Here is a 19,225-nt window from a genome sequence, read left to right as displayed (position 1 = left end):
AAAGTTTCCTTTAGGAGGCTGTTTAAAAACGTCGAGAGAAGCCCCGGTTTCAAGGAGACGCGGAGCGAGAAGCGAGACAGTATATTTTAATACGGCGAGCGCCCGAGCGAGCACGCGACGCAGAAAACGGGGCTCGCAACAGTTTTTAACAGCCTCCTAGGTAGCTGCTCGTCTTACGAGGTAAACGGCGAAAGAAAAAAATCCGATTGCGAAAGCGGTGAGCGCGAAAAAGCTCCCCCAGGGTATCTCAGTGTTGAAGATCACCGCCCTGATGAGAAGATTCGAGTGAGTGAGGGGAAGCGCCCTCGCCAGAACTCCCGCCCATTCCGGCAGCCTTTCGAGCGGAAAGAAGGTTCCGCAAAGAAAGCTCATCGGCACGATGAAAAAGGTGTTTATCTGACCCTGGTCTGCGTGGGTCTTCACTATCATCGCCGCCACAACCGCCGCCGAGGAGAAGGTGAAGGCGTGAAGAATGTAAAAGGCGACCCCCAGCGGCCCGACGGGAACCCAGGCGTTGAAAAAGAAACCCAGGAGGTAGACCGCGCCAGCCGCCATGAGCCCCCTGAACATCCCGTAGATTACCTCACCGAGGACGATTTCCCAGGGATTTACGGGGGCCATCTGGAATTCTTCAAAGATGCGCCAGTAAAAGCGTGCTATATTTATCTCCGTCGCCATCGCGTAGCTCTGGGTCATGGCCGCCATTGTGGCCAGACCCGGCAGCATGAACTGAATATAGCTCATCCCCTCCATCTGGACGTGTTTCCCAACTCCCCAGCCGAAGACGAGGAGAAAGAGAAAAGGGCTCATCAGGTACCCGGCGAGGTGCTTCGTGAGCCTTCGGGAGTAGAGGCGCGACTCGCGGTAGAGGACCGCCCGCACGCCCTTCACGCGGACACCCTCCTTCCTGTGAGTTTCAGGAAGAGGTCCTCGAGGCTGGTGGGTCGAATCCTGCCGTTCTTGCCGCTTTTGCCGAGGAATTCCCCGGCCGCTTCGCGGGTCTGGAAGTAGCTGGTAACCGTCCTGCCGTCCTCCGAGACGTCCACGGCGATAGTTCCGAGCCCCCGGACAAGTTCCTCCGGCGTTCCTTCGGCGATGAGTTTGCCCGAATCGATTATGCCCACCCTCCTGCAGAGTGCTTCGGCCTCCTCGATGTAGTGGGTGGTGAGGAAAACCGAGACCCCTCCCTCGTGGATAGAGCGGACGAGGTCCCACATCCTCCTCCGGGAGCCCGCGTCGAGGCCGGTGGTGGGCTCGTCGAGAAAGAGTATCTTCGGCTCGTGGAGGAGGGCCCTGATTATCGTGAGCTTTCTCTTCATCCCCCCCGAAAGGGTCCGGGCGAGGTGGTGTTCTCTGGCGGCAAGGTCGGCGAAGGAGAGAAGCTCGGCAATGCGGGAATTTCTACGCTCCCTGCCCATGCCGTGCAAAATCCCGTGGAGTTCGAGGTTCTCCCTGACGGTAAGATCCGAGTCGATGTTTGAGTGCTGGCTCACCACGCCGAAGGCGGCTTTGGCGGCCACCGGGTTTTTCTGCACGTCGAAGCCTCCGGCGAAAGCCTCGCCGGAAGTGGGCCTGGCGGTGCCGGTGAGAATCCGTATGGTGGTGGTCTTGCCCGCGCCGTTAGGCCCCAGAAAGCCGTAAATCTCGCCCTGCCCGACCTTGAGGTCGAGGCCGTCGAGGGCGCGGATGTCACCGTAATATTTTTTCAGGGAGTGCGTCTCAATCGCCGGCGCGCCGCCCTTTGTCAGGTCAGTCAAAATTATAAATATCTCCGGTTGAAATTGCCGGGGTTTGGGGAAGTCTTTCTTTGTACCCTCTCGGTGCGCCCGGTGTCAATCCGGGGAGCTTGACCGGAGGGTACATAGGTGGTAGAAAGGCCGCCCTCGAATAAATTAACGGAGAATCGATATGGATCATCAGGAATTTCGTACAATAGCAATTATCGCCCACGTAGACCACGGCAAGACCACCCTCGTTGACGCCATGCTCTGGCAGAGCGGAACCTTCCGCGAAAACGAAAAGGTGGACGAGCGGGTGATGGACTCCAACGACCTCGAAAGAGAGAGGGGGATAACCATACTCGCCAAGAACACCTCCGTCTACTACAAGGGCGTGAAGATTAACATAGTGGACACCCCCGGCCACGCCGATTTCGGCGGAGAGGTCGAGCGCACCCTCCAGATGGTGGACGGAGTCATCCTGCTGGTCGATGCGGCGGAGGGGCCGCTGCCCCAGACCAGGTTCGTCCTCCAGAAGGCTCTTTCGCTCGGGCTTCCCCCCATCGTGGTTCTGAACAAGATCGACCGCCCCGACAGGAGGCCCGGCGAGGTGCTTGACGAGATCTACGATCTCTTCATCGATCTCGACGCCGCCGAGGAGCAGCTCGATTTTCCCGTCTACTACACCAACGCCCGGAAGGGGACGGCCCACAAGGAGATCGACGACGTTTCCGAAGACCTCCGGCCCCTCTTCGAGGAGATACTGAAGACCGTTCCTCCGGCCAAGGGCGATCGGGCTTCGTCTACCCAGTTTCTGGTCACCAGCCTCGATTACAACGACTACGTCGGAAAGCTCGCCATAGGCAGGCTTTTCAACGGAACGGTAAAGCCCAACACCCAGTACGCGCTCTCGAAGGCGGAAGGGCTGAAAAACGTAAAGACCACCGTGGTCTACACCCATCAGGGACTCAAGCGAATCGAGACCCCGGAAGCCGAAGCGGGCGACATAATAGCCGTGGCCGGCATCGACGACATCTCCATCGGCGACACGCTTACCTCGGTGGACAACCCGCAGCCGATGAAGCGCATCCACGTTGACGAGCCGACGATCTCGATGATCTTCTCGGTCAACACCTCCCCCTTCGCCGGGAGGGAGGGCGATTTCGTCACCTCCCGCCAGATTCGCGCGAGGCTTGAAAAGGAGATAGTCCACAACGTCAGCCTGAAACTGGAGATACCCGAGCCGGACAAATTCATCGTTTTGGGGCGCGGCGAACTCCAGCTCGCGATTCTGATCGAGATGATGCGCCGCGAAGGGTTCGAGATGTCCGTCTCGAAGCCGCAGGTGGTGACCAAGGAGATCGACGGCGTCCTTCACGAGCCTATGGAGCTTGTCATAGTCGACTGCCCGGATGAGTTCGTCGGCGTGATAACCGAAAAGCTCGCTTCCAGAAAGGGCAGGATGACCCAGATGCACAACCCCGGCCACGGGCGCGTGCGGATGGAGTTTCGCATCCCTTCCAGAGGGCTTATCGGCCTTCGTAGCGAGTTTTTGACCGACACGAGGGGCACCGGGATAATGAACAGCCTTTTCGACGGCTACGAACCGTGGCAGGGGCAGATAGTGGGCAGGATAAACGGGGCTCTCATCGCCGACAGAAGAGGCAAAGCGACGAATTACTCCCTTTTTCACCTCCAGCCGCGCGGCGTGCTCTTCATCGGCCCCACAATCGAGGCCTACGAGGGGATGATAATCGGGGAAAACAACAAGGAAAACGACCTCGACGTCAACGTCATCCGTGAAAAGAAGCTGACCAACATGCGCGCGGCGGGCTCCGAGGACGCCATGAGGCTGATTCCCCCCAGGGAGATGACCCTCGAACACGCCCTGGAGTGGATAGACGACGACGAACTTGTCGAAGTCACCCCCAAGTCGATACGAGTCCGCAAAAAGATACTCCAGTTCAACATGCGGCCGAAAAAGAATAGGGAACAGGAGTAACCGGAACTGTTCGCCGCGAAAGCGGCGCAAGGCACAGTTGTCATCCGATAAATTCAAGGGTCTGCCGGTTTTCGGCAGGCCCTTTTTTGTTGCCGGAAAATGCAGGTTGCGGCTCCGCGATAGCGTAGGTCGTGATTGAGCGAAGCGAAAGGCGACGCCTCTGTCGTCATTCTCGCCCGAAGGGCGGGAATCCAGAGTCTTTTGTGTGCTTCGCAGGTTTTACAGCTAGCGGGGCTTGGCGCGCCCCGCACCCGCGCCCCAAGCCACCTAAAGATGGCCCCGAGGGGGGAACGAAGTGAAGGCTCGTCCAAAAACAGGTTAACGGAATGTTTTTGGACTCGAAGGTAAATTTTTACAGCTAGCCATGATGGCTGCGACATTGCCTTGTAGCGCCACGATGGATAACCCTTGCGTGCCCCCCCTGTGCGAAGATGCGACACGTTAGCCGACAGCCAGTACAGGGGGTGGGCTTGTAAGCATAGAGGCCGCTTTCTGTGATTGGGTCACGGAGGGCGGCCTTTTTTATCGCCGGGAGTGTAAAAAATACCGCACGATAACAGGTAAATAAGGCCGGTTGAAGCCGGTCGACGCAGCCTGGCGATTCCCGTCAGGCTCTCACCTTGAACCGGAGAAAAAGAGATGAAGTCAAAACTCGGAATTCTCGCACTCGGCATTTTTATGGCCATTCAGGCGGGCACCGCCTCGGCCAACACCCAGGACGACATCGTGGCGCTACAGGCGGCGGTCGCGGCGCTCACTGCGAGGGTGGTGCAACTTGAAGCATATGCCCCCGTAGAACTTGAAGGCAGGCTGTCAGCGGTCGAAGCGAATACCGCTCTCCAACTCGATGGTTATGTCGGCGTAGACACCAACTCCATCAACGGCCTCGCCGGTCCCCACGTTATCTTCACCGGAGCCAACTTCCACGTCCGCGACGGTTCGGGTGCAACTTGGGGGTATCCTTCTCCAGTTGGCCTCGGCAATCTCATCGTCGGCTACAACGAGAACAATGCAGCCAATAGCCGCTTGCGCACAGGTTCTCACAACTTCGTGGTGGGGTTGTCACACGAATTCACCGGTTACGCAGGATTCCTGGCTGGTGACAACAATGCAGTCGTAGCTAATTTTGCCAGTATTTCAGGAGGGTCCGGCAACAGAGCGGAAGCCGAATACTCTTCGATTAGCGGCGGAGCAGGCAACATAACTTCCGGAGGCAATTCTTCGGTTAGCGGCGGGGCATTCAACGTGGCCTCCGGGAGCAACTCCTCAGTTAGCGGCGGCAACGAAAATGTGGCAGGCGGCTATGCTGCATCTGTCAGCGGCGGCAGAGGAAATACAACAGCAAATGATTGGGCATCGGTTAGCGGGGGACAAAACAACATCGTCTCCGGCATGAGTTCATCGATAAGTGGCGGTGCTGGTCTTACCGTCAGCGACCACTTCTTCTGGGCGGCCTCAGGTACACTCTTCTAGAATCAGTAACTTACCGGCAAGGGGGCCGGGTCGCCCGGCCCCCTTTTCTTCTCGTTCTTTACCTTCCGGCAATTTCTCTTGCCCTTGCTTCGCCCCCGAGATAGTTCACCGCGTCCCACGCCATTTTGTCTTCGGGCCATTTCTTGATATTCTCCAGCCCCTGCCGCGCCGCGCCGGGAAGGTCGCCCGCGAGGATGAGGATGCTCGCAAGCCTTGTGCAAAAATCCCTGTCGCCGGGGAAGATTTCAAGCTCTTTTCTTAAAAGATCCGCCGCTTCGCGATACCTGCCAAGATTCGCCGCCGCCATCCCCTTGTAGCCGTTCACCCGGACGAAGTTGGGCTCCAGGGCCAGAGCCTCGCCATATTTGTCGTAAGCTTCCCGGTGCTTTTCCGCGCGGGAGTTGGCGAGGCCAAGGCTGAACTTCGCCAGGGCGCTTTTACCGCCGGTTACGTTGTCGATGTAGCCGAACAACGTGAAGTCGTCTTTCCACAAAGAAACCTGCCGGAAACAGAGCACCGAGAGAACCACAGCAATAACTCCCCCTGCAACAGTCAGAGGCCTTAAATCCTTCGCGAAACGGCTGTAAAGGCGCTCTGCGCCCCATACGATGGCGACTATGAGGCCGATGTGGGGCAGGTAGGTGAAATGGTCGGCCACGAAATAAAAATCCAGCGGCAAGACTCCGCTTACCGGAAATAGAACGGCAAGGTACCACAACCACCCGGCCGTTACCGCAGGGGCGGTTTTTCTTACTCTCCAAGCCGTAAACGTAAATGCAATTATTAAAAATCCGGCTGCAAGCGCCCAAACGCCGATAACGTAAGCTTCCGGCGATCTGGTCTTCATAATAAGACCGAAAGGCCATGCCGTCTCTTTGAGATAGTGGACGTACGAGGCGGCTATATCGGAAAGGCGGGCCAAAGCGCTTCTTCGCTCGATCGTGTAGATGGTTCCTCTCTGGATTACAACCGTAAGAGCCGAAAAAAGGACTGAAAGCGCAATAAACGGGATTTTCTCTATGAGCAGTTTTTTCAGGTTCTCTCCCTGCTCCTTGACTCTTTCGAGGGGCCAGAAGTCAGTAATCAACAATACTGCGGGGAAGACGACGAGAACGGGCTTTGACAGAAGTCCTAGAAACATCGCCGAAAACGTAGCGATATAAAAAGCCGGTTTTCTATTCTTCGCGTATTCACAGTAAGCGATAAGCCCGGCGAGAAAAAAGAACCCCGCCAGCACGTCCTTCCGCTCGGCTACCCAGGCGACAGACTCGGCGCGCATCGGATGGATCGACCAGAGGGCCGCCGTGAAGAAGCTCTTCCAGCTTGAGCCTGTGGCCCTGTAAAGAAATGCGAACAGTAGAATTGTATTTAGAAGATGCAAAATTGTGTTGGTGAAGTGAAAGCCCGAAGGCTTTAAGCTGAAAAGCTCAACGTCTGCCATGAAGGAAAGCAGGGTGACTGGTACGTAAGCGTGGAGATGAGTCGAAGTAAAGGCTTCTTTTACCCCCTCGCCGGTAAGACCGCCCTTGACGACGGGATTAAGGACTGTGTATTCGAGGTCGTCGAGGGAAATAAACTCAAATCCCGTCGTCTGCCAATAGACGGCCAGCACCAGCGCCGCAAGGAGGGCCGCGAAGATCGCCGTCGAGTATTTTTTAAAGGTCATGGTCCCGCCTTGATTATCCAGCCGCAAGAGAAGCCGAAAGCTTACTTTAAAACATTTAACCGGCGGCGTAAAAGCATTCCGTGAGGAGCCAAGGCGAACGGGCGCATCCTTATAAATTCGCCGGTTGGCATGATACGGCTTGAACCTTTAGCCGCCCTTTACTATCATTCCATTCTCCTGACTCATTTCATGGTTTTGCCGATACAGCCGCCAGAGGGGTAAAGCTGATGAGAAAGACGCTGGTTAATTTCGCCGCAGTCGCGTTTTTGATGATTTTTTCCGCCGGGTGTACCTCGGTAGGGGTTTCAGCCGGGGTAAAATTCGAGGCTGGCGGCGACCCTCCCAAGGCCGAAGCTCCTGCGGCTCAGGCATCCCCCGCCGCCGCTCCCGCCCCGGCGGAAGCGGCTCCGGCGCCTCCTCCACCCTCCGACCGCCTCTCGGTCGAAGAGGTGCAGAAGAGAAGGGAGCTTGAAACGACCCTCCGCGCTTCCTTTGAAAATTTCTGGGGCCTCGTAAAACAAAAGAACGTCGATTCGGCGATTGAAATGGTGTCGCCGGAGAGACGCGAGGATATCCGCAACGAATTTTACCGTTTCATAGCGAAGTACAGCGTCACCCGCTACGACATCGCCGATCTCGTCGGCAATTTTGGCACCCCTTCGGATTCCGAGATATCGGGATATGTAATGGTCTACGAAAAGGGCACGGTCACGCCGGTTAAAAAGGATATCTTCCAGCGCTGGAAGTTCAACGGTAAATGGTATCTGAACTCAAGCAGTTTTAAATGAGCGAAGTAGTTCATTTCCGGCGGACCTGGGCCAGGGTGGACCTCGACGCCATCGTCTCGAATTACGGGTATCTGAAAAAAGTCGCCGGAAAGGCCCGCATCTGTCCCGTCGTGAAGGCTGATGCCTACGGCCACGGGGCGGTGCCGGTCGCAAAGGCGCTGGAGGAGCGCGCGCGAGCGGACATTTTCGCCGTAAGCAGTCTGGACGAGGCCTGTCTTCTCCGCGACGCCGGAATAAGGGCGGAGATCATCCTCCTCTTCGGCTCCGAGGCAGGGCAGCTTTCACTCCTTTCCGAGAGGCGCTTCACCCCGGTGGTCAGTTCCCTTCGGGTTCTTCGGGAGATGGGGGAGGAGGCGCGAAGGAGAGAGGTTTTATTCGGGCTCCACCTCAACTTCGACACCGGCATGGCCAGACTCGGCCTTACCGTCGGGGAGGCAGGCGAGGCGGGAAGGATTTTCAGGGAAAATCCTTTTCTGAAACTCACCGGCGTTTCGATGCATTTCGCGAGGGCGGGCGAGAGCAGGGAGTTTACCGCGCTCCAGCTTGAGAGGTTCCGGTCCGTGCTCTCGACGTTCAGGGATGCGGGCATAGACTGCGGGATGATTCACGCCGCCAATTCGGCGGCTCTTCTTACTGAAGAAAGCGCCCGTTTCGACTGCGCGAGAACGGGAATAGCCCTCTACGGAATCCGCCCCGAGCCGGACCTCGACCCGGAGGGCATTCTGAAGCCCGCCCTCGAATGGGTCAGCGCCGTTTTGCAGGTGAGGAACCTCGAAGAAGGGGTGCCTGTCTCCTACGGCGGAAGGTTCGTCACGAAAAGGCCGAGCAGGATAGCGACGGTTTCCGTGGGCTATGCCGATGGCTACAGGCGCTCCCTCGGAGGCGCGGGAGAAGTTATAATCCGCGGCAGGCGTTTGCCGGTGGTCGGCAGGGTCTGCATGGACCTGATCATGGCGGATGTCACCGACGCCCCCGGAGTTAGCGAAGGTGACGAGGTGATTCTCATCGGGAAACGGGAGGGCGTTGAGATTACCGCCGGGGAGATGGCTTCGTGGGAGGATACCATTCCCTATGAAATCCTCTGCTCCATAGGCTGCCGCGTACCAAGACATTATTGAACCGTAAATATATATCTCTTATGCGAAAGGCGACTCAAACATGGTGAAGATACGAAGGGCAATCATAAGCGTTTACGATAAGACGGGCGTGGCGGCCTTCGCGAAGGGGCTGAACCAGCGCGGCGTCGAGATACTCTCCACCGGCGGCACCGCCCGCCTCTTCCGCAACTCCGAGGTAGAGGTGAAGGACGTGAGCGAGTACACCGGCTTTCCCGAGATGCTGGACGGCAGGGTAAAGACCCTTCACCCCAAGGTTCACGGCGGCATCCTCGGCATCCGCGACAACCCCAAGCACGTTGCGAAGATGGAAGAGTACGGTATCGAGCCGATCGACCTCGTCGCCATCAACCTCTATCCCTTTGAAAAGACCGTCGCCGTTCCCGGCTGCACCTTCGACGATGCTATAGAGCAGATAGACATCGGCGGCCCTTGCATGATCCGTGCGGCCGCGAAGAACCACAAGTTTGTCACCGTCGTCGTCGATCCCGCCGACTATTACAGGATTCTGGGTGAAATGGACGCCAACGACGGCGCGATAGGCGACGCGCTGCGCTACGAGCTCTGCGTAAAGGCCTTCTCTCGCACCGCCGAGTACGACACCGCAATCTCGAACTGGCTTAAGGGACACTCCAAATGAAGGTACTGGTAATCGGCTCGGGGGGCAGGGAACACGCCCTCGTCTGGAAGCTCTCCAAAAGCCCCAGGGTGAGGAAAATTTTCGCCGCGCCGGGCAACGCGGGAACGGCCCTTCTGGCCGAAAACGTAAATATCGGCTCGGAAGATCTTCCGGGGCTTCTAAAATTCGCGAAAGAAAACAAAATCGACCTGACTCTGGTGGGGCCGGAAGCGCCGCTCACCCTCGGCATAGTCGATCTTTTCAAGGAAAACGGCCTCCGGGTCTTCGGGCCGTCGAAGTTCGCCGCTCAACTCGAGGGGTCGAAGTCCTTCTCGAAGCAGGCGATGATGAGATTCGGCGTGCCGACGGCGGAATACGCCGAGTTCACCGATCCCGCCGCCGCGAAGGAATACATCCGCAAAAAATCTGTTCCGATAGTGGTAAAGGCCGATGGCCTGGCCGCGGGCAAGGGCGTAATCGTGGCGCTTACCGAGAAGGAAGCCCTCGACGCTGTGGATTCCATCATGGTCGCAAAAGAATTCGGCGACGCCGGAAACCTCCTCGTGGTCGAAGAGTTTCTGGAAGGGGAGGAGGCCAGTTTCCTTGCCTTCTGCGACGGCAGGACGGTAGTGCCGATGGATTCGAGTCAGGATCACAAAAGGGCATACGACGGCGACGCCGGCCCCAACACCGGCGGCATGGGCGCTTACTGTCCCGCCCCTGTCGTCACGCCCGAGCTCTTTGACGAGATAATGGAAAAAGTCATGAAGCCGATGGTCGAGGGAATGGCCCGCGAGGGGCATCCTTACGTCGGCATCCTCTATGGCGGCATAATGATAAAGGACGGCAGGCCCAAGGTGCTGGAGTTCAACTGCCGCTTTGGAGACCCTGAGTGCCAGCCCCTCGTCATACGGCTTAAAAGCGATCTCGTAGAGGTAATCGAGGCCTGCCTCGAAGGGCGGCTTCACGAAATAACGCTCGAATGGGACCCGAGGGCTACGGTTTGCGTTGTAATGGCCTCCGAAGGGTATCCGGGCAACTATCCAAAGGGCGTTCCCATCGAAGGGCTCGACGAAGCCGCCAAAATTCCGGACGTAGTCGTCTTTCACGCCGGTACGAAGGAAGTAAACGGTAAGATAGTGACCAACGGCGGCAGGGTGCTGGGCGTCACGGCTCTCGGCTCCACGGTGGCGGAGGCGATAGAGAACGCCTACAGGGCCGTAAAGGTTATCCACTGGCCCGGCGCGCACTACAGGACCGACATCGGCAGGAAAGCTCTAAAATCTTGACTTTCAGGGAATTATTCCCGATATATTGGTGAAGGCGGTTAAATGGCTGACATAAGAGTGCTTATCCTGATGGGCTCCGACTCCGATTACCCGGTAATGCAGGGGGCGGAAGAGTATCTCCGGAAGATGGGAGTAGGCTTCGACCTTCGGGTCAGCAGCGCGCACCGCAGCCCCGAACGGACGAGAAAGCTTGTCGCGGAGGCGGAAGCGGGCGGGGTCGAGGTTTTCATCTGCGCCGCGGGCATGGCGGCCCACCTTGCCGGAGTGGTCGCCTCAGAGACGACAAAACCCGTCATCGGCGTTCCCGTTGACGCCTCGCCGCTCGGCGGGCTCGACGCGCTTTTGTCCACCGTCCAGATGCCCCCCGGAATCCCCGTCGCGACCGTTGCGATAGGAAAGGGCGGGGCGATAAACGCCGCCGCTCTGGCCTGCCGTATACTGGCCCTCTCGGACGAGAAGCTCTCGGGAGCGCTTCAAAACGAGAAAAAAGCCATGTCTGAAGGCGTTGAAAAAAAAGATTCAAAACTTCAGAGTAAACGTTCAGCATCCGCTTGATTTGGGGTAAATCTCCATGATATATAAAGGCGCCTCATTTTGAAAATGGCATCACCGCAAAAACAAGATAGAAAACAACTGATGGAGGAATCAGGAAAATGAAAAAGCTCGTTGCTATCGCCACCGCCGCGCTCTTCTTTGTCGGAATCGGCCTCGCCGCCGTAGCCGCCGACGCTCCCAAGGCTCCGGTCAAGGTCTCCAACTTCGGCGAAAAGACCCCGATCACCTACGATCACGCCAAGCACGCCAAGGTCAAGTGCGACGTCTGCCACCACAAGGCCGAGTCCGGCGACTTCAAGTGCGGAGGCTGCCACAACGACTCCGGCAAGATGAAGGACGCCGCCCACAAGAAGGAAGTCGGCAAGTGCTACGGCTGCCACAACAAGAACAGCGCCACCGTCGTCAAGGAAATGGGCTGCAAGGATTGCCACGGCGGCGAATAATCGCCCGAACGGTCTAACCTTTCTGTCTGGAAAAGGCGGTCCGTCGCGGGCCGCCTTTTTCGTTTGCGGGAAAAATGGATAAAAAAGAGACAGGCGGCGATTTTTTCTTCCTCCCCTGCGCGGGCGAGGAAGAAATTGCCAGAGAAAAGCGCAAGGCCCGCGAGCTTCGCGCTTCCCAGTGGTGGAAGAACCGCAGGGCGGCGGGGGTTTGCCATTACTGCAAAAAAGAGTTCCCGCCAAGGGACCTGACGATGGACCACCTCGTCCCTCTCATACGCGGGGGCAAGACGACCAGAGCTAATGTCGTCCCCTGCTGCCCGGAGTGCAACGCCCGGAAAAAATACATGCTTCCCATAGAGTGGGCGGAATACATGGACTCGCTGGAAAAGAGCTGAAAATACCTCCATGCCCGAATGAAACCGCACTGTTTCGCTTGAGCCGCTTAACCTTCCGGGAAACTCCGCCCGTTTTTTTTCGCACATTGTCGTAGCAGCTTGACCAAAAAAGACTTTTCCTTCATAAGAGCCTTGAACAAGAGGGTTAATGGCTTTTCAATGAGCGGGGACTTACGTTGGAAAAGCGCGACAACAAACGCAAGAAACTGAGACTGTTGGTACAGGCCGACCCGGGGTCTTTTCGGGCGGTTACCGCCGATATAAGCAAGACGGGCATGTTTCTGGTTTCCACGAAGACCTTTGCCCCCGGAACCAAGGTAAGACTTACCATAAAAATTAACGGCGGAGTCGCCCTTGGAGCCGGGGTCGTGAAGTGGGCGAAGAGAGTGCCGCAAGCCCTCATCCGCCATTCGCGGGGAGGCATGGGAATAGAGTTCACATGGGTATCGCCTGAACTTCAGGAGATACTCGACGGAATCTCGTAAAATTCCCTTATTGTCAGAGGTTTTCTTCCCCCGGCGGCCTTTTTGTGTGTTAGCTTCTTAGCTGTACACAGCGCATTCGACAGAACCAGACGGAGGTTTTTAGTGAAACGTCGCAGTTTAGCTTTACTGGCGGTTGTAGCCACTCTTTTGCTGGCCACTTCCGCGTGGACCTTTACCCAGTCAGGAATGGGACGAGTCTTTCATGCGGTCGGCGACCCGTACCCCAGGATAACCCATCAGGTATTCGCCTACGTAGAGGGGCGGTACGTCGATCCGGAGCGCGCGGACCCCGCGAAAATGACAGAGGGGGCGTTCAAGGCCCTGGAAACCAGTTTCCCCCCGGTCATCATCGACAGGGACTCTAAAACCGCCAGGGTCAACGTCGCGGGGAAGGTCAGGGAGATCGACATCTCACAGGCCACCACCATGCTAGGCGCGGCCCAGTCGCTAAACGAGGTCCTCGATTTCGTTGCAGGGGAACTGCAGGGCTCCGAGAAGAAAGACGACGTCTACTACACCGCCTTCAACGGCGCGGTCTCGGAGCTGGACCCCCACTCCAACGTCATAAATCCCAAGCAGTTCAAGGATTTCATGGTCGGAACGCAGGGGAGCTTCGGCGGGATAGGCTTCGTCTTCGGCCTTCGCGACGGACAGATGTCGATTATAAACCCGATCCCCAACACCCCCGCCGACAGGGCCGGGCTAAAAGCCGGCGACCGCATAATCTTCATCGACGGCGAGCCGACGATAAACATGCCTCTGGATACCGCCAAATGGAAGATGAGGGGCGAACCCGGAACACAGGTCACTCTGACCCTGGAGCGCGACGGCTGGAAGGAACCGAAGGAATTCACCTTTACCAGAGAAGAGATACACGTCGAGAGCGTCGAGAGCTACGTGCTTCCCAAAAAAGACGCTTCCCCGACGGTTCTCTACATGAAGGTCAAGACCTTCCAGAAGGCCACCACAGACGAGGTGCGCTCCGCCGTAGGAAAGGCCGAGCGGGAGAATCCCGATCTCGCCGGAATCATCATGGACCTGCGCAACAATCCCGGCGGGCTCCTCGACCAGGCGGTAAAGCTTTCCGACGGATTCATGAACCACGGCACGATAGTCGCCACCCGCGGCAGAAGCACCGAGGACAGCGAAAAGGTGGAGGCTCAGGAGGACGAGCCAATCTCCGACAAGCCTCTCATCCTCCTCATAAATCAGGGCAGCGCCTCCGCCTCCGAGATCGTCTCGGGAGCGCTTCGCGACCATCGCGCCCTCCTCATTGGCGACAGAACCTTCGGCAAAGGCTCCGTCCAGAAGCTCTATCCGCTTCCCGACAACGGCGCCCTGAAGCTCACGATCGCCCAGTATCTCACCCCCAACGACGTGTCGATACAGTCCATCGGCATACAGCCGGATATCTTCGTTTACGGGGCGAACGTCGGCCAAAAGAAGGCTCGCGTCGGAAAGCCGGTAAAACATATGCTGGAGGCTGACCTTAAAAACGCCTTCACGGAGTGGGGGAGCACCGATTCAAAGAGCCAGCCCATAGCCGAGGTTCAGTATTATCAGGCGAGCGCCCAGCAGCAGGATCCGGACGAAGAACCCGACGGCGAACTTATGGGCGATACCCCCCACAACCAGCAAAAGAGCTTCGCCGAGCTTTCCACCGAGGAGAAGGTAGTCCGCCTCGAAGAAGACTTCATGGTTTCACTGGCCAAGTCGGTCATCGGAGACGTTCCGGCGGAACAGCGGGGCGGCGCGGACAGGGAAATCCTCAAGAAGGCGGCCTTTCCGGCGATAGAGAAAGCGAACAAGAAAGAGCAGGAAAAACTCGCCGAGGCCATGAAGAACGTCGGTGTGGACTGGAGCGAGGGGCAAAGGCCCGAGAAGGGCTCTCTGACCGTAACCATGGACGGGGATTTCAGCCTTACCGCAGGGGATTCCTCGAAGATAAAGATCTCCGTGAAAAACAGCGGCAAGAATCCGGCCCACCGCATCTGGGGAAGGACCAAGTCCGACAACCCGATACTGGACGGCCTCGATTTCATCTTCGGCAAGATCATGCCCGGAGAGGAAAAAAGCTGGACCACCGAAGTCAAGGCCCCCAAATCCCTTCCGTCCAGATGGGACCCGGTCACCATATCTCTTCTCTCGGACAAGGAAGAAGGGGCCGGAGAAGGGCTCGGCGGGGTAGTCGCAAGAGGCTCCGTGCCTCCCCGTTACGCTTACTCCTACGGGTTCTCCGACACGAACCCGGAAAAGAAGTACTCGGGCAATTGCTCCATAGACCCGGGCGACCTTATTGAACTGAAGATGAAGGTCTTCAACCGGGGAGAGGGCGCTTCCGCCAAAACAGAGGTGAATCTTCGCGCCGAGGGCGAGAACGAGCGGATCTACATGAAAGCCGCGAGAAGAACCCTTGAGAACCTGAGTCCCGGCGATTCGAGGGAAGCCCCCATGACCTTTGAATTCAAAAAAGCCGACGACGAAGGGAAGTTCAAGGTAATAGTCTCCGTTTCCGACACCGAAAGCGGCTCGGCCATAAACGACGAACTCGTCTTCACCGTCGGGGACAAGTGCCTTAAGAGCGAGGACAGATTTCCCCCTCTGATGGCGATAACCACTCCTCCGCTTCGGACGACCGCCAAAAAGATCAAGGTGGATCTGAAGGTCAGCGACGATTCCGCGGTTAAGGAACTGTACGCCTATCTGGGCGAAAAGAAGATCGCCTACAAAAACGCCGGACTTACAAAAAATTTCGACACTTCGATAGAGGTTAAACTCGAGGAAGGGTCGAACATACTCGTCATAACCGCTTCGGATGACAAGAACATCACCACGACCAGGTCTTTCATGATCTACCACGCCAAAGAGGGCGGGGAAGTGGCGGCCAGATTAAAGGCCGTTAACGAGTAAACCGGAGACAATGTTGGAAAGCGGCAACGGTATTACTCACTGCGGCTTCGTGGCTCTCATAGGGCGTCCGAACGTCGGAAAATCGACTCTGCTGAACAAGATACTGGGCGAAAAGATCGTGATAACGTCCAGAAAGCCCCAGACCACAAGAAACAGCATAAAGGGGATAATCAACCACAAAAGCTCCCAGATAGTCATCTTCGACACCCCCGGAGTCCACGAGGGGGCGAAGCTGATCAACAGGTACATGGCCCGCCGGGCGCTTTCGACCCTCTCCGAGGTCGATCTGGTTCTTTTTCTGGTCGATGCGAAGGACGGAGTGAGGGATGAAGACCGGATGCTGGCCGAGAAGATCTCCGAAGCCAAAGTCCCAGTCTTTGTCGTGGTCAACAAAAGCGACGTAAGGGAGGGGGCGGGCGGGGAGTTTTCGCAGCTTCTTCCTTCCTCCGAGGTCTTCGAGGTAAGCGCCCTCAGCGGAAAGGGCACAGGGGAACTGCTCGACGCCATGTCCGCGGCCATGCCGGAAAATCCAGCCTGTTACCCGGAGGACTACCTCACCGACAGGCCGGAGCGCTTCATCGCCCAGGAATTCATCAGGGAAAAGGTCTTTGAGCTCACCGGCGAGGAACTCCCCTACAGCGTCGCCGTCACCATCGAACTGTGGGAGGAAAAGCCGGAGCAGGACCTCAACGTCATACACGCGACCATCCACGTAGAACGAGACAGCCAGAAGGCGATAATCATAGGGAAGGGCGGCACTCTCATCAAGGAAATCGGCAAGAGGGCCCGCATGGACCTCGAAAAACTCCTCGGCACTCGAGTCTTTCTGGACCTTCACGTCGGGGTCGAGAAAAACTGGACGAAAGACCCCGTGCAGCTTAAGCGGTTCGGTTACGGCGAGGCCGACGCATGAGCCTCGTAGCCATAGTCGGAAGGCCGAACGTCGGCAAGTCCACGCTTTTCAACAGGCTTGTCCGCAGGAAGGTGGCTATTGTCGAGGACGTTCCCGGCGTCACCCGCGACCGCAACTACGCCACGGCCGAAATCGACGGCAAGAGGGTCACCCTCGTCGATACCGGAGGGCTCGAACCCTACTCGGAAGACGCCCTCACCGGCTCGATGGCGAGCCAGGTCGAGCAGGCGGTAAGCGAGGCCGACCTCATACTGTTCGTCGCCGACGCCCACGAAGGCGTCCTTCCCCTGGACAGGGAGATCGCGGAATTCCTGCGCAAGCGCTCCAGCGACGTACTTCTGGTGGTAAACAAGGTCGATGGCCCGAAGCACGAGGACATGGTAACGGATTTCTACGCGCTGGGGTTTCAGGCCATACTTCCGGTGAGCGCCGAGCACAACCTCGGCATCTCGGACCTGAGGAGCGAGATTGCCGACAGGTTTCCGGAAGCCGAAGAGGTTACCGGCGAAGAGGGCGAGGAGGAGAGCGTCCGGGTCGCCGTCCTCGGAAGGCCCAACACCGGCAAGTCGAGCTTCGTCAACGCCATCCTCGGCGCCGAAAGGGTCATCGTAAGCCCGATAGCGGGCACCACCCGGGACGCCATCGACACCCAGGTGGAGGTCAAGGGGAAAGCCTATACCCTCATCGACACGGCGGGCATCCGAAGAAAGAGCAGGGTCGAGACCGGGGTCGAGCGCTGGAGCGTGCTCAAGGCGCTTAAGGCGATTGACCGCGCCGAGGTTTGCCTCCTGATGGTGGACGCCGTGGAAGGGGTCTCCGACCAGGACCTCAAGATTCTCGATCTTATCGTGCGCGGCGGCAGGGGCGTAATAATCTGCCTGAACAAGTGGGATATCGTGGACAAGGATCACATGACCTTCGACCACACCAGAAAAGAGATCGCCCACATGCTCGGGCCTCACAGGCACATACCGGTAATCTCCATGTCGGCCCTCACGGGAATGCGCGTGGAGAAGGTCTTCGAGCTTGTCGACAAGGTTCACGAGGACCTCGGAAGGCGCATAACCACCAGCAAGCTCAACGATTTCATGGAAGCTGCTATGCGCGAGCTTCCCCCTCCGATGGTGGGAAAGAAGCGGACCCGCATCTACTACGCGACCCAGGTTTCCACCAAGCCCCCGGCCTTCGCCGCCTTTTCGAGCTACCCGGAAGGGATTCCGAAGCATTACGAGCGCTACCTCGTGAACAAATTCCGTGATACCTTCGGTTTCGAGGGCGTTCCGCTCCGCATGTATTTCAGAAAGAGAAAGCGCTCCGGCGAAAACGAGGGCGAAGACTAAGGGATATTTTCTGTAAACAGGCCTTTTCCGGGATCGCGCCGGATTTTGAGAGCGATTTCGTCGCGAAGACAGGGCAAAACCGGAGGCGTAGTTGTTCTACGTCGAGGATTTTGCGACCGATGAGCGGCGAAAGCGGGCCAAAAGCCGGATGCGAGACCTGTGGAGGAGACAATGCTCGGGTTGCCCTGGTTCAAGAAAGAGGAGTTTGAAAAAAGGGTAGAAAGGCTTCAGAGAATTCTCGGGGAGCAAAAGCTCGAAGGGGTTCTCCTTACCCACCGCATCAACCGCTACTACTTCACCGGCACCGCCCAGATGGGCTACGTCCTCATAACGCCCGGCGGGGAGCCTCTGGTCTTTTGCCGGAAAGATTTCGACCGCGCCGGGGTCGAGAGCGTCTGGCCGGTGGAGCCGCTCCCCAGCGTACGCGACCTTCCCGCGCTCATCACGACGCGCCTCGGAAAGATTCCCTCTCCCCTCGGCGTCGAGATGGAGCTTTTGCCCGTCACACAGTTCGATCGCCTCCAAAAGAGCTTCCCCAACACACAATTCGCGGATTCTTCTCACGCCATAATGCTCACCCGCGCCGTAAAGAGCGAAACGGAGCTTTCGGCGATTAAAAATTCGGCCGAAATGGTGCGCATCGGCGCGGGAACGGTTCCCTCGGTCCTCAGGGAGGGAATGACCGAGCTTGAGCTTGCAGCCGAGGTCGAATACGCGATGCGAAAGGCCGGTCACGCCGGTTACACCCCGATGAGAGGGTACAACCAGTGGCTCTTTTACGGCCACGTAATGGCCGGGGAGTCGGCCGCCGAGGCCAGCGGCTACGATATGCCCACCTCCGGCAGGGGGCTTTCGCCGCTTTTGGGGCAGGCTTCGAGCCAGAGGGCGATTCGCGCCGGAGAACCCGTCTCGGTAGATCTCGTTGGCAATTGCGGAGGATACCTGAGCGACCAGACGAGGCTCTTTTCTCTCGGAAAGATTAACGAGCCCTTCGAGGCCGCCTTCGAGGCCTCGCGGCGCATTCAGGAGGAGGTGGCTAAAAGCGCCAGACCCGGCGTGATAGCGGGGAACCTTTTCAAACTGGCCGTCACTCTGGCCGAAAAGACGCCTTACTTCGACAATTTCCTGGGGGAGGGCGACAAGGTTTCCTTTGTCGGCCACGGCATCGGCCTGGAGGTGGACGAATACCCCTTCCTCGCCAACAAATTTCCGATGGCGTTGGAGGAGGGGATGGTCTTCGCCCTCGAACCCAAGTTCATCTTCCGGGGAAAGGGAGTAGCGGGAATCGAGGACACCTACGTGGTGCGGGCGGACGGAGCGGAGCTCGTTACCTCCTCGCCGAGAGAATTAATCGTCATATAGGCCGTCAACCGCCATTTTTTCAAAAAGGACACTTGAAATCTGACGCAGGTGTGTAATTTTATAGGTAAGTGAAATATTTTTCAGGCTGCTATAAGGTGGGGGGGTTAAAAAGGGCGGGTTTCGTTACTTTTGCAGCACTTTGCAGATGAAGG

16 protein-coding genes and 1 pseudogene are annotated in these 19,225 nt (G+C 57.6%); 14 read left to right on the top strand and 3 right to left on the bottom strand.

The window, feature by feature from the left end; genetic code table 11:
- Window positions 1–156: 156 nt before the first annotated feature.
- A complete protein-coding gene (locus EPN96_12055) occupies window positions 157–1,215 on the bottom strand; it encodes a hypothetical protein (protein ID TAL15703.1) in 1,059 nt (352 codons plus the stop codon).
- A complete protein-coding gene (locus EPN96_12050) occupies window positions 888–1,724 on the bottom strand; it encodes an ABC transporter ATP-binding protein (protein TAL15755.1) in 837 nt (278 codons plus the stop codon). The genes EPN96_12055 and EPN96_12050 overlap by 328 nt, the downstream gene beginning before the upstream one ends.
- A 184-nt stretch (window positions 1,725–1,908) precedes the next feature.
- Here EPN96_12050 and typA point away from each other — a divergent pair, with 184 nt between their 5' ends.
- Window positions 1,909–3,720 carry a translational GTPase TypA gene (typA, locus tag EPN96_12045; protein ID TAL15702.1) on the top strand — a complete coding sequence of 604 codons (1,812 nt, stop codon included), beginning with the start codon at window positions 1,909–1,911 and terminating at the stop codon, window positions 3,718–3,720.
- Window positions 3,721–4,359: 639 nt separating this feature from the next.
- The gene (locus tag EPN96_12040; GenBank protein TAL15701.1) at window positions 4,360–5,193 is read left to right on the top strand and encodes a hypothetical protein; all 834 of its coding nucleotides are present in this window, start codon (window positions 4,360–4,362) and stop codon (window positions 5,191–5,193) included.
- Window positions 5,194–5,251: 58 nt separating this feature from the next.
- On the opposite strand, the gene EPN96_12035 is transcribed toward EPN96_12040, so the two are convergent.
- Entirely contained in the window at window positions 5,252–6,859 is a 1,608-nt protein-coding gene (locus EPN96_12035; protein ID TAL15700.1) for a hypothetical protein, read from the bottom strand.
- A gap of 341 nt (window positions 6,860–7,200) precedes the next feature.
- Between EPN96_12035 and EPN96_12030 the strand changes: the two are divergent.
- The 12 genes and pseudogenes from EPN96_12030 (at window position 7,201) to EPN96_11975 (ending at window position 19,073) form a co-directional block, all read left to right on the top strand.
- Window positions 7,201–7,287 (top strand): annotated as a pseudogene (locus tag EPN96_12030) (acetyl-CoA carboxylase biotin carboxyl carrier protein subunit).
- Between the two features lie 356 nt (window positions 7,288–7,643).
- On the top strand, window positions 7,644–8,765 hold the full coding sequence (gene alr, locus EPN96_12025; protein TAL15699.1) for an alanine racemase: 1,122 nt from the start codon (window positions 7,644–7,646) through the stop codon (window positions 8,763–8,765).
- A gap of 40 nt (window positions 8,766–8,805) precedes the next feature.
- On the top strand, window positions 8,806–9,402 hold the full coding sequence (locus tag EPN96_12020) for a hypothetical protein (protein TAL15698.1): 597 nt from the start codon (window positions 8,806–8,808) through the stop codon (window positions 9,400–9,402).
- Window positions 9,399–10,670, top strand: coding sequence for a phosphoribosylamine--glycine ligase (gene purD, locus EPN96_12015; GenBank protein TAL15697.1), 1,272 nt, complete (start codon window positions 9,399–9,401; stop codon window positions 10,668–10,670). Before EPN96_12020 ends, purD begins: the two co-directional genes overlap by 4 nt.
- Before the next feature lie 42 nt (window positions 10,671–10,712).
- On the top strand, window positions 10,713–11,225 hold the full coding sequence (gene purE, locus EPN96_12010) for a 5-(carboxyamino)imidazole ribonucleotide mutase (GenBank protein TAL15696.1): 513 nt from the start codon (window positions 10,713–10,715) through the stop codon (window positions 11,223–11,225).
- A 98-nt stretch (window positions 11,226–11,323) separates the two neighbouring features.
- Window positions 11,324–11,668, top strand: coding sequence for a hypothetical protein (locus EPN96_12005; GenBank protein ID TAL15695.1), 345 nt, complete (start codon window positions 11,324–11,326; stop codon window positions 11,666–11,668).
- A gap of 74 nt (window positions 11,669–11,742) precedes the next feature.
- Complete coding sequence (locus EPN96_12000; GenBank protein TAL15694.1) at window positions 11,743–12,063, top strand: HNH endonuclease; 321 nt, start codon at window positions 11,743–11,745, stop codon at window positions 12,061–12,063.
- Window positions 12,064–12,239: 176 nt separating this feature from the next.
- Entirely contained in the window at window positions 12,240–12,548 is a 309-nt protein-coding gene (locus EPN96_11995) for a hypothetical protein (protein ID TAL15693.1), read from the top strand.
- 102 nt (window positions 12,549–12,650) lie between these two features.
- Window positions 12,651–15,458, top strand: a complete 2,808-nt coding sequence (locus EPN96_11990) for a PDZ domain-containing protein (GenBank protein ID TAL15692.1) — start codon at window positions 12,651–12,653, stop codon at window positions 15,456–15,458.
- A 10-nt stretch (window positions 15,459–15,468) separates the two neighbouring features.
- Window positions 15,469–16,371: a GTPase Era gene (locus EPN96_11985; GenBank protein TAL15691.1), complete on the top strand. Its 903-nt coding sequence runs from the start codon at window positions 15,469–15,471 to the stop codon at window positions 16,369–16,371.
- Window positions 16,368–17,711: a ribosome biogenesis GTPase Der gene (gene der, locus EPN96_11980; GenBank protein TAL15690.1), complete on the top strand. Its 1,344-nt coding sequence runs from the start codon at window positions 16,368–16,370 to the stop codon at window positions 17,709–17,711. The genes EPN96_11985 and der overlap by 4 nt, the downstream gene beginning before the upstream one ends.
- A gap of 171 nt (window positions 17,712–17,882) precedes the next feature.
- Window positions 17,883–19,073 (top strand): aminopeptidase P family protein, encoded by a 1,191-nt coding sequence (locus EPN96_11975; GenBank protein ID TAL15689.1) that lies wholly within the window; start codon window positions 17,883–17,885, stop codon window positions 19,071–19,073.
- The last annotated feature ends 152 nt before the right edge of the window (window positions 19,074–19,225 follow it).

The organism is bacterium (assembly GCA_004322275.1).
Taxonomy (GTDB): domain Bacteria; phylum Desulfobacterota; class Deferrisomatia; order Deferrisomatales; family BM512; genus SCTA01.
The sequence above is the reverse complement of the archived record's forward strand: the minus strand, read 5'-3'. Positions and strand labels throughout refer to the sequence as shown.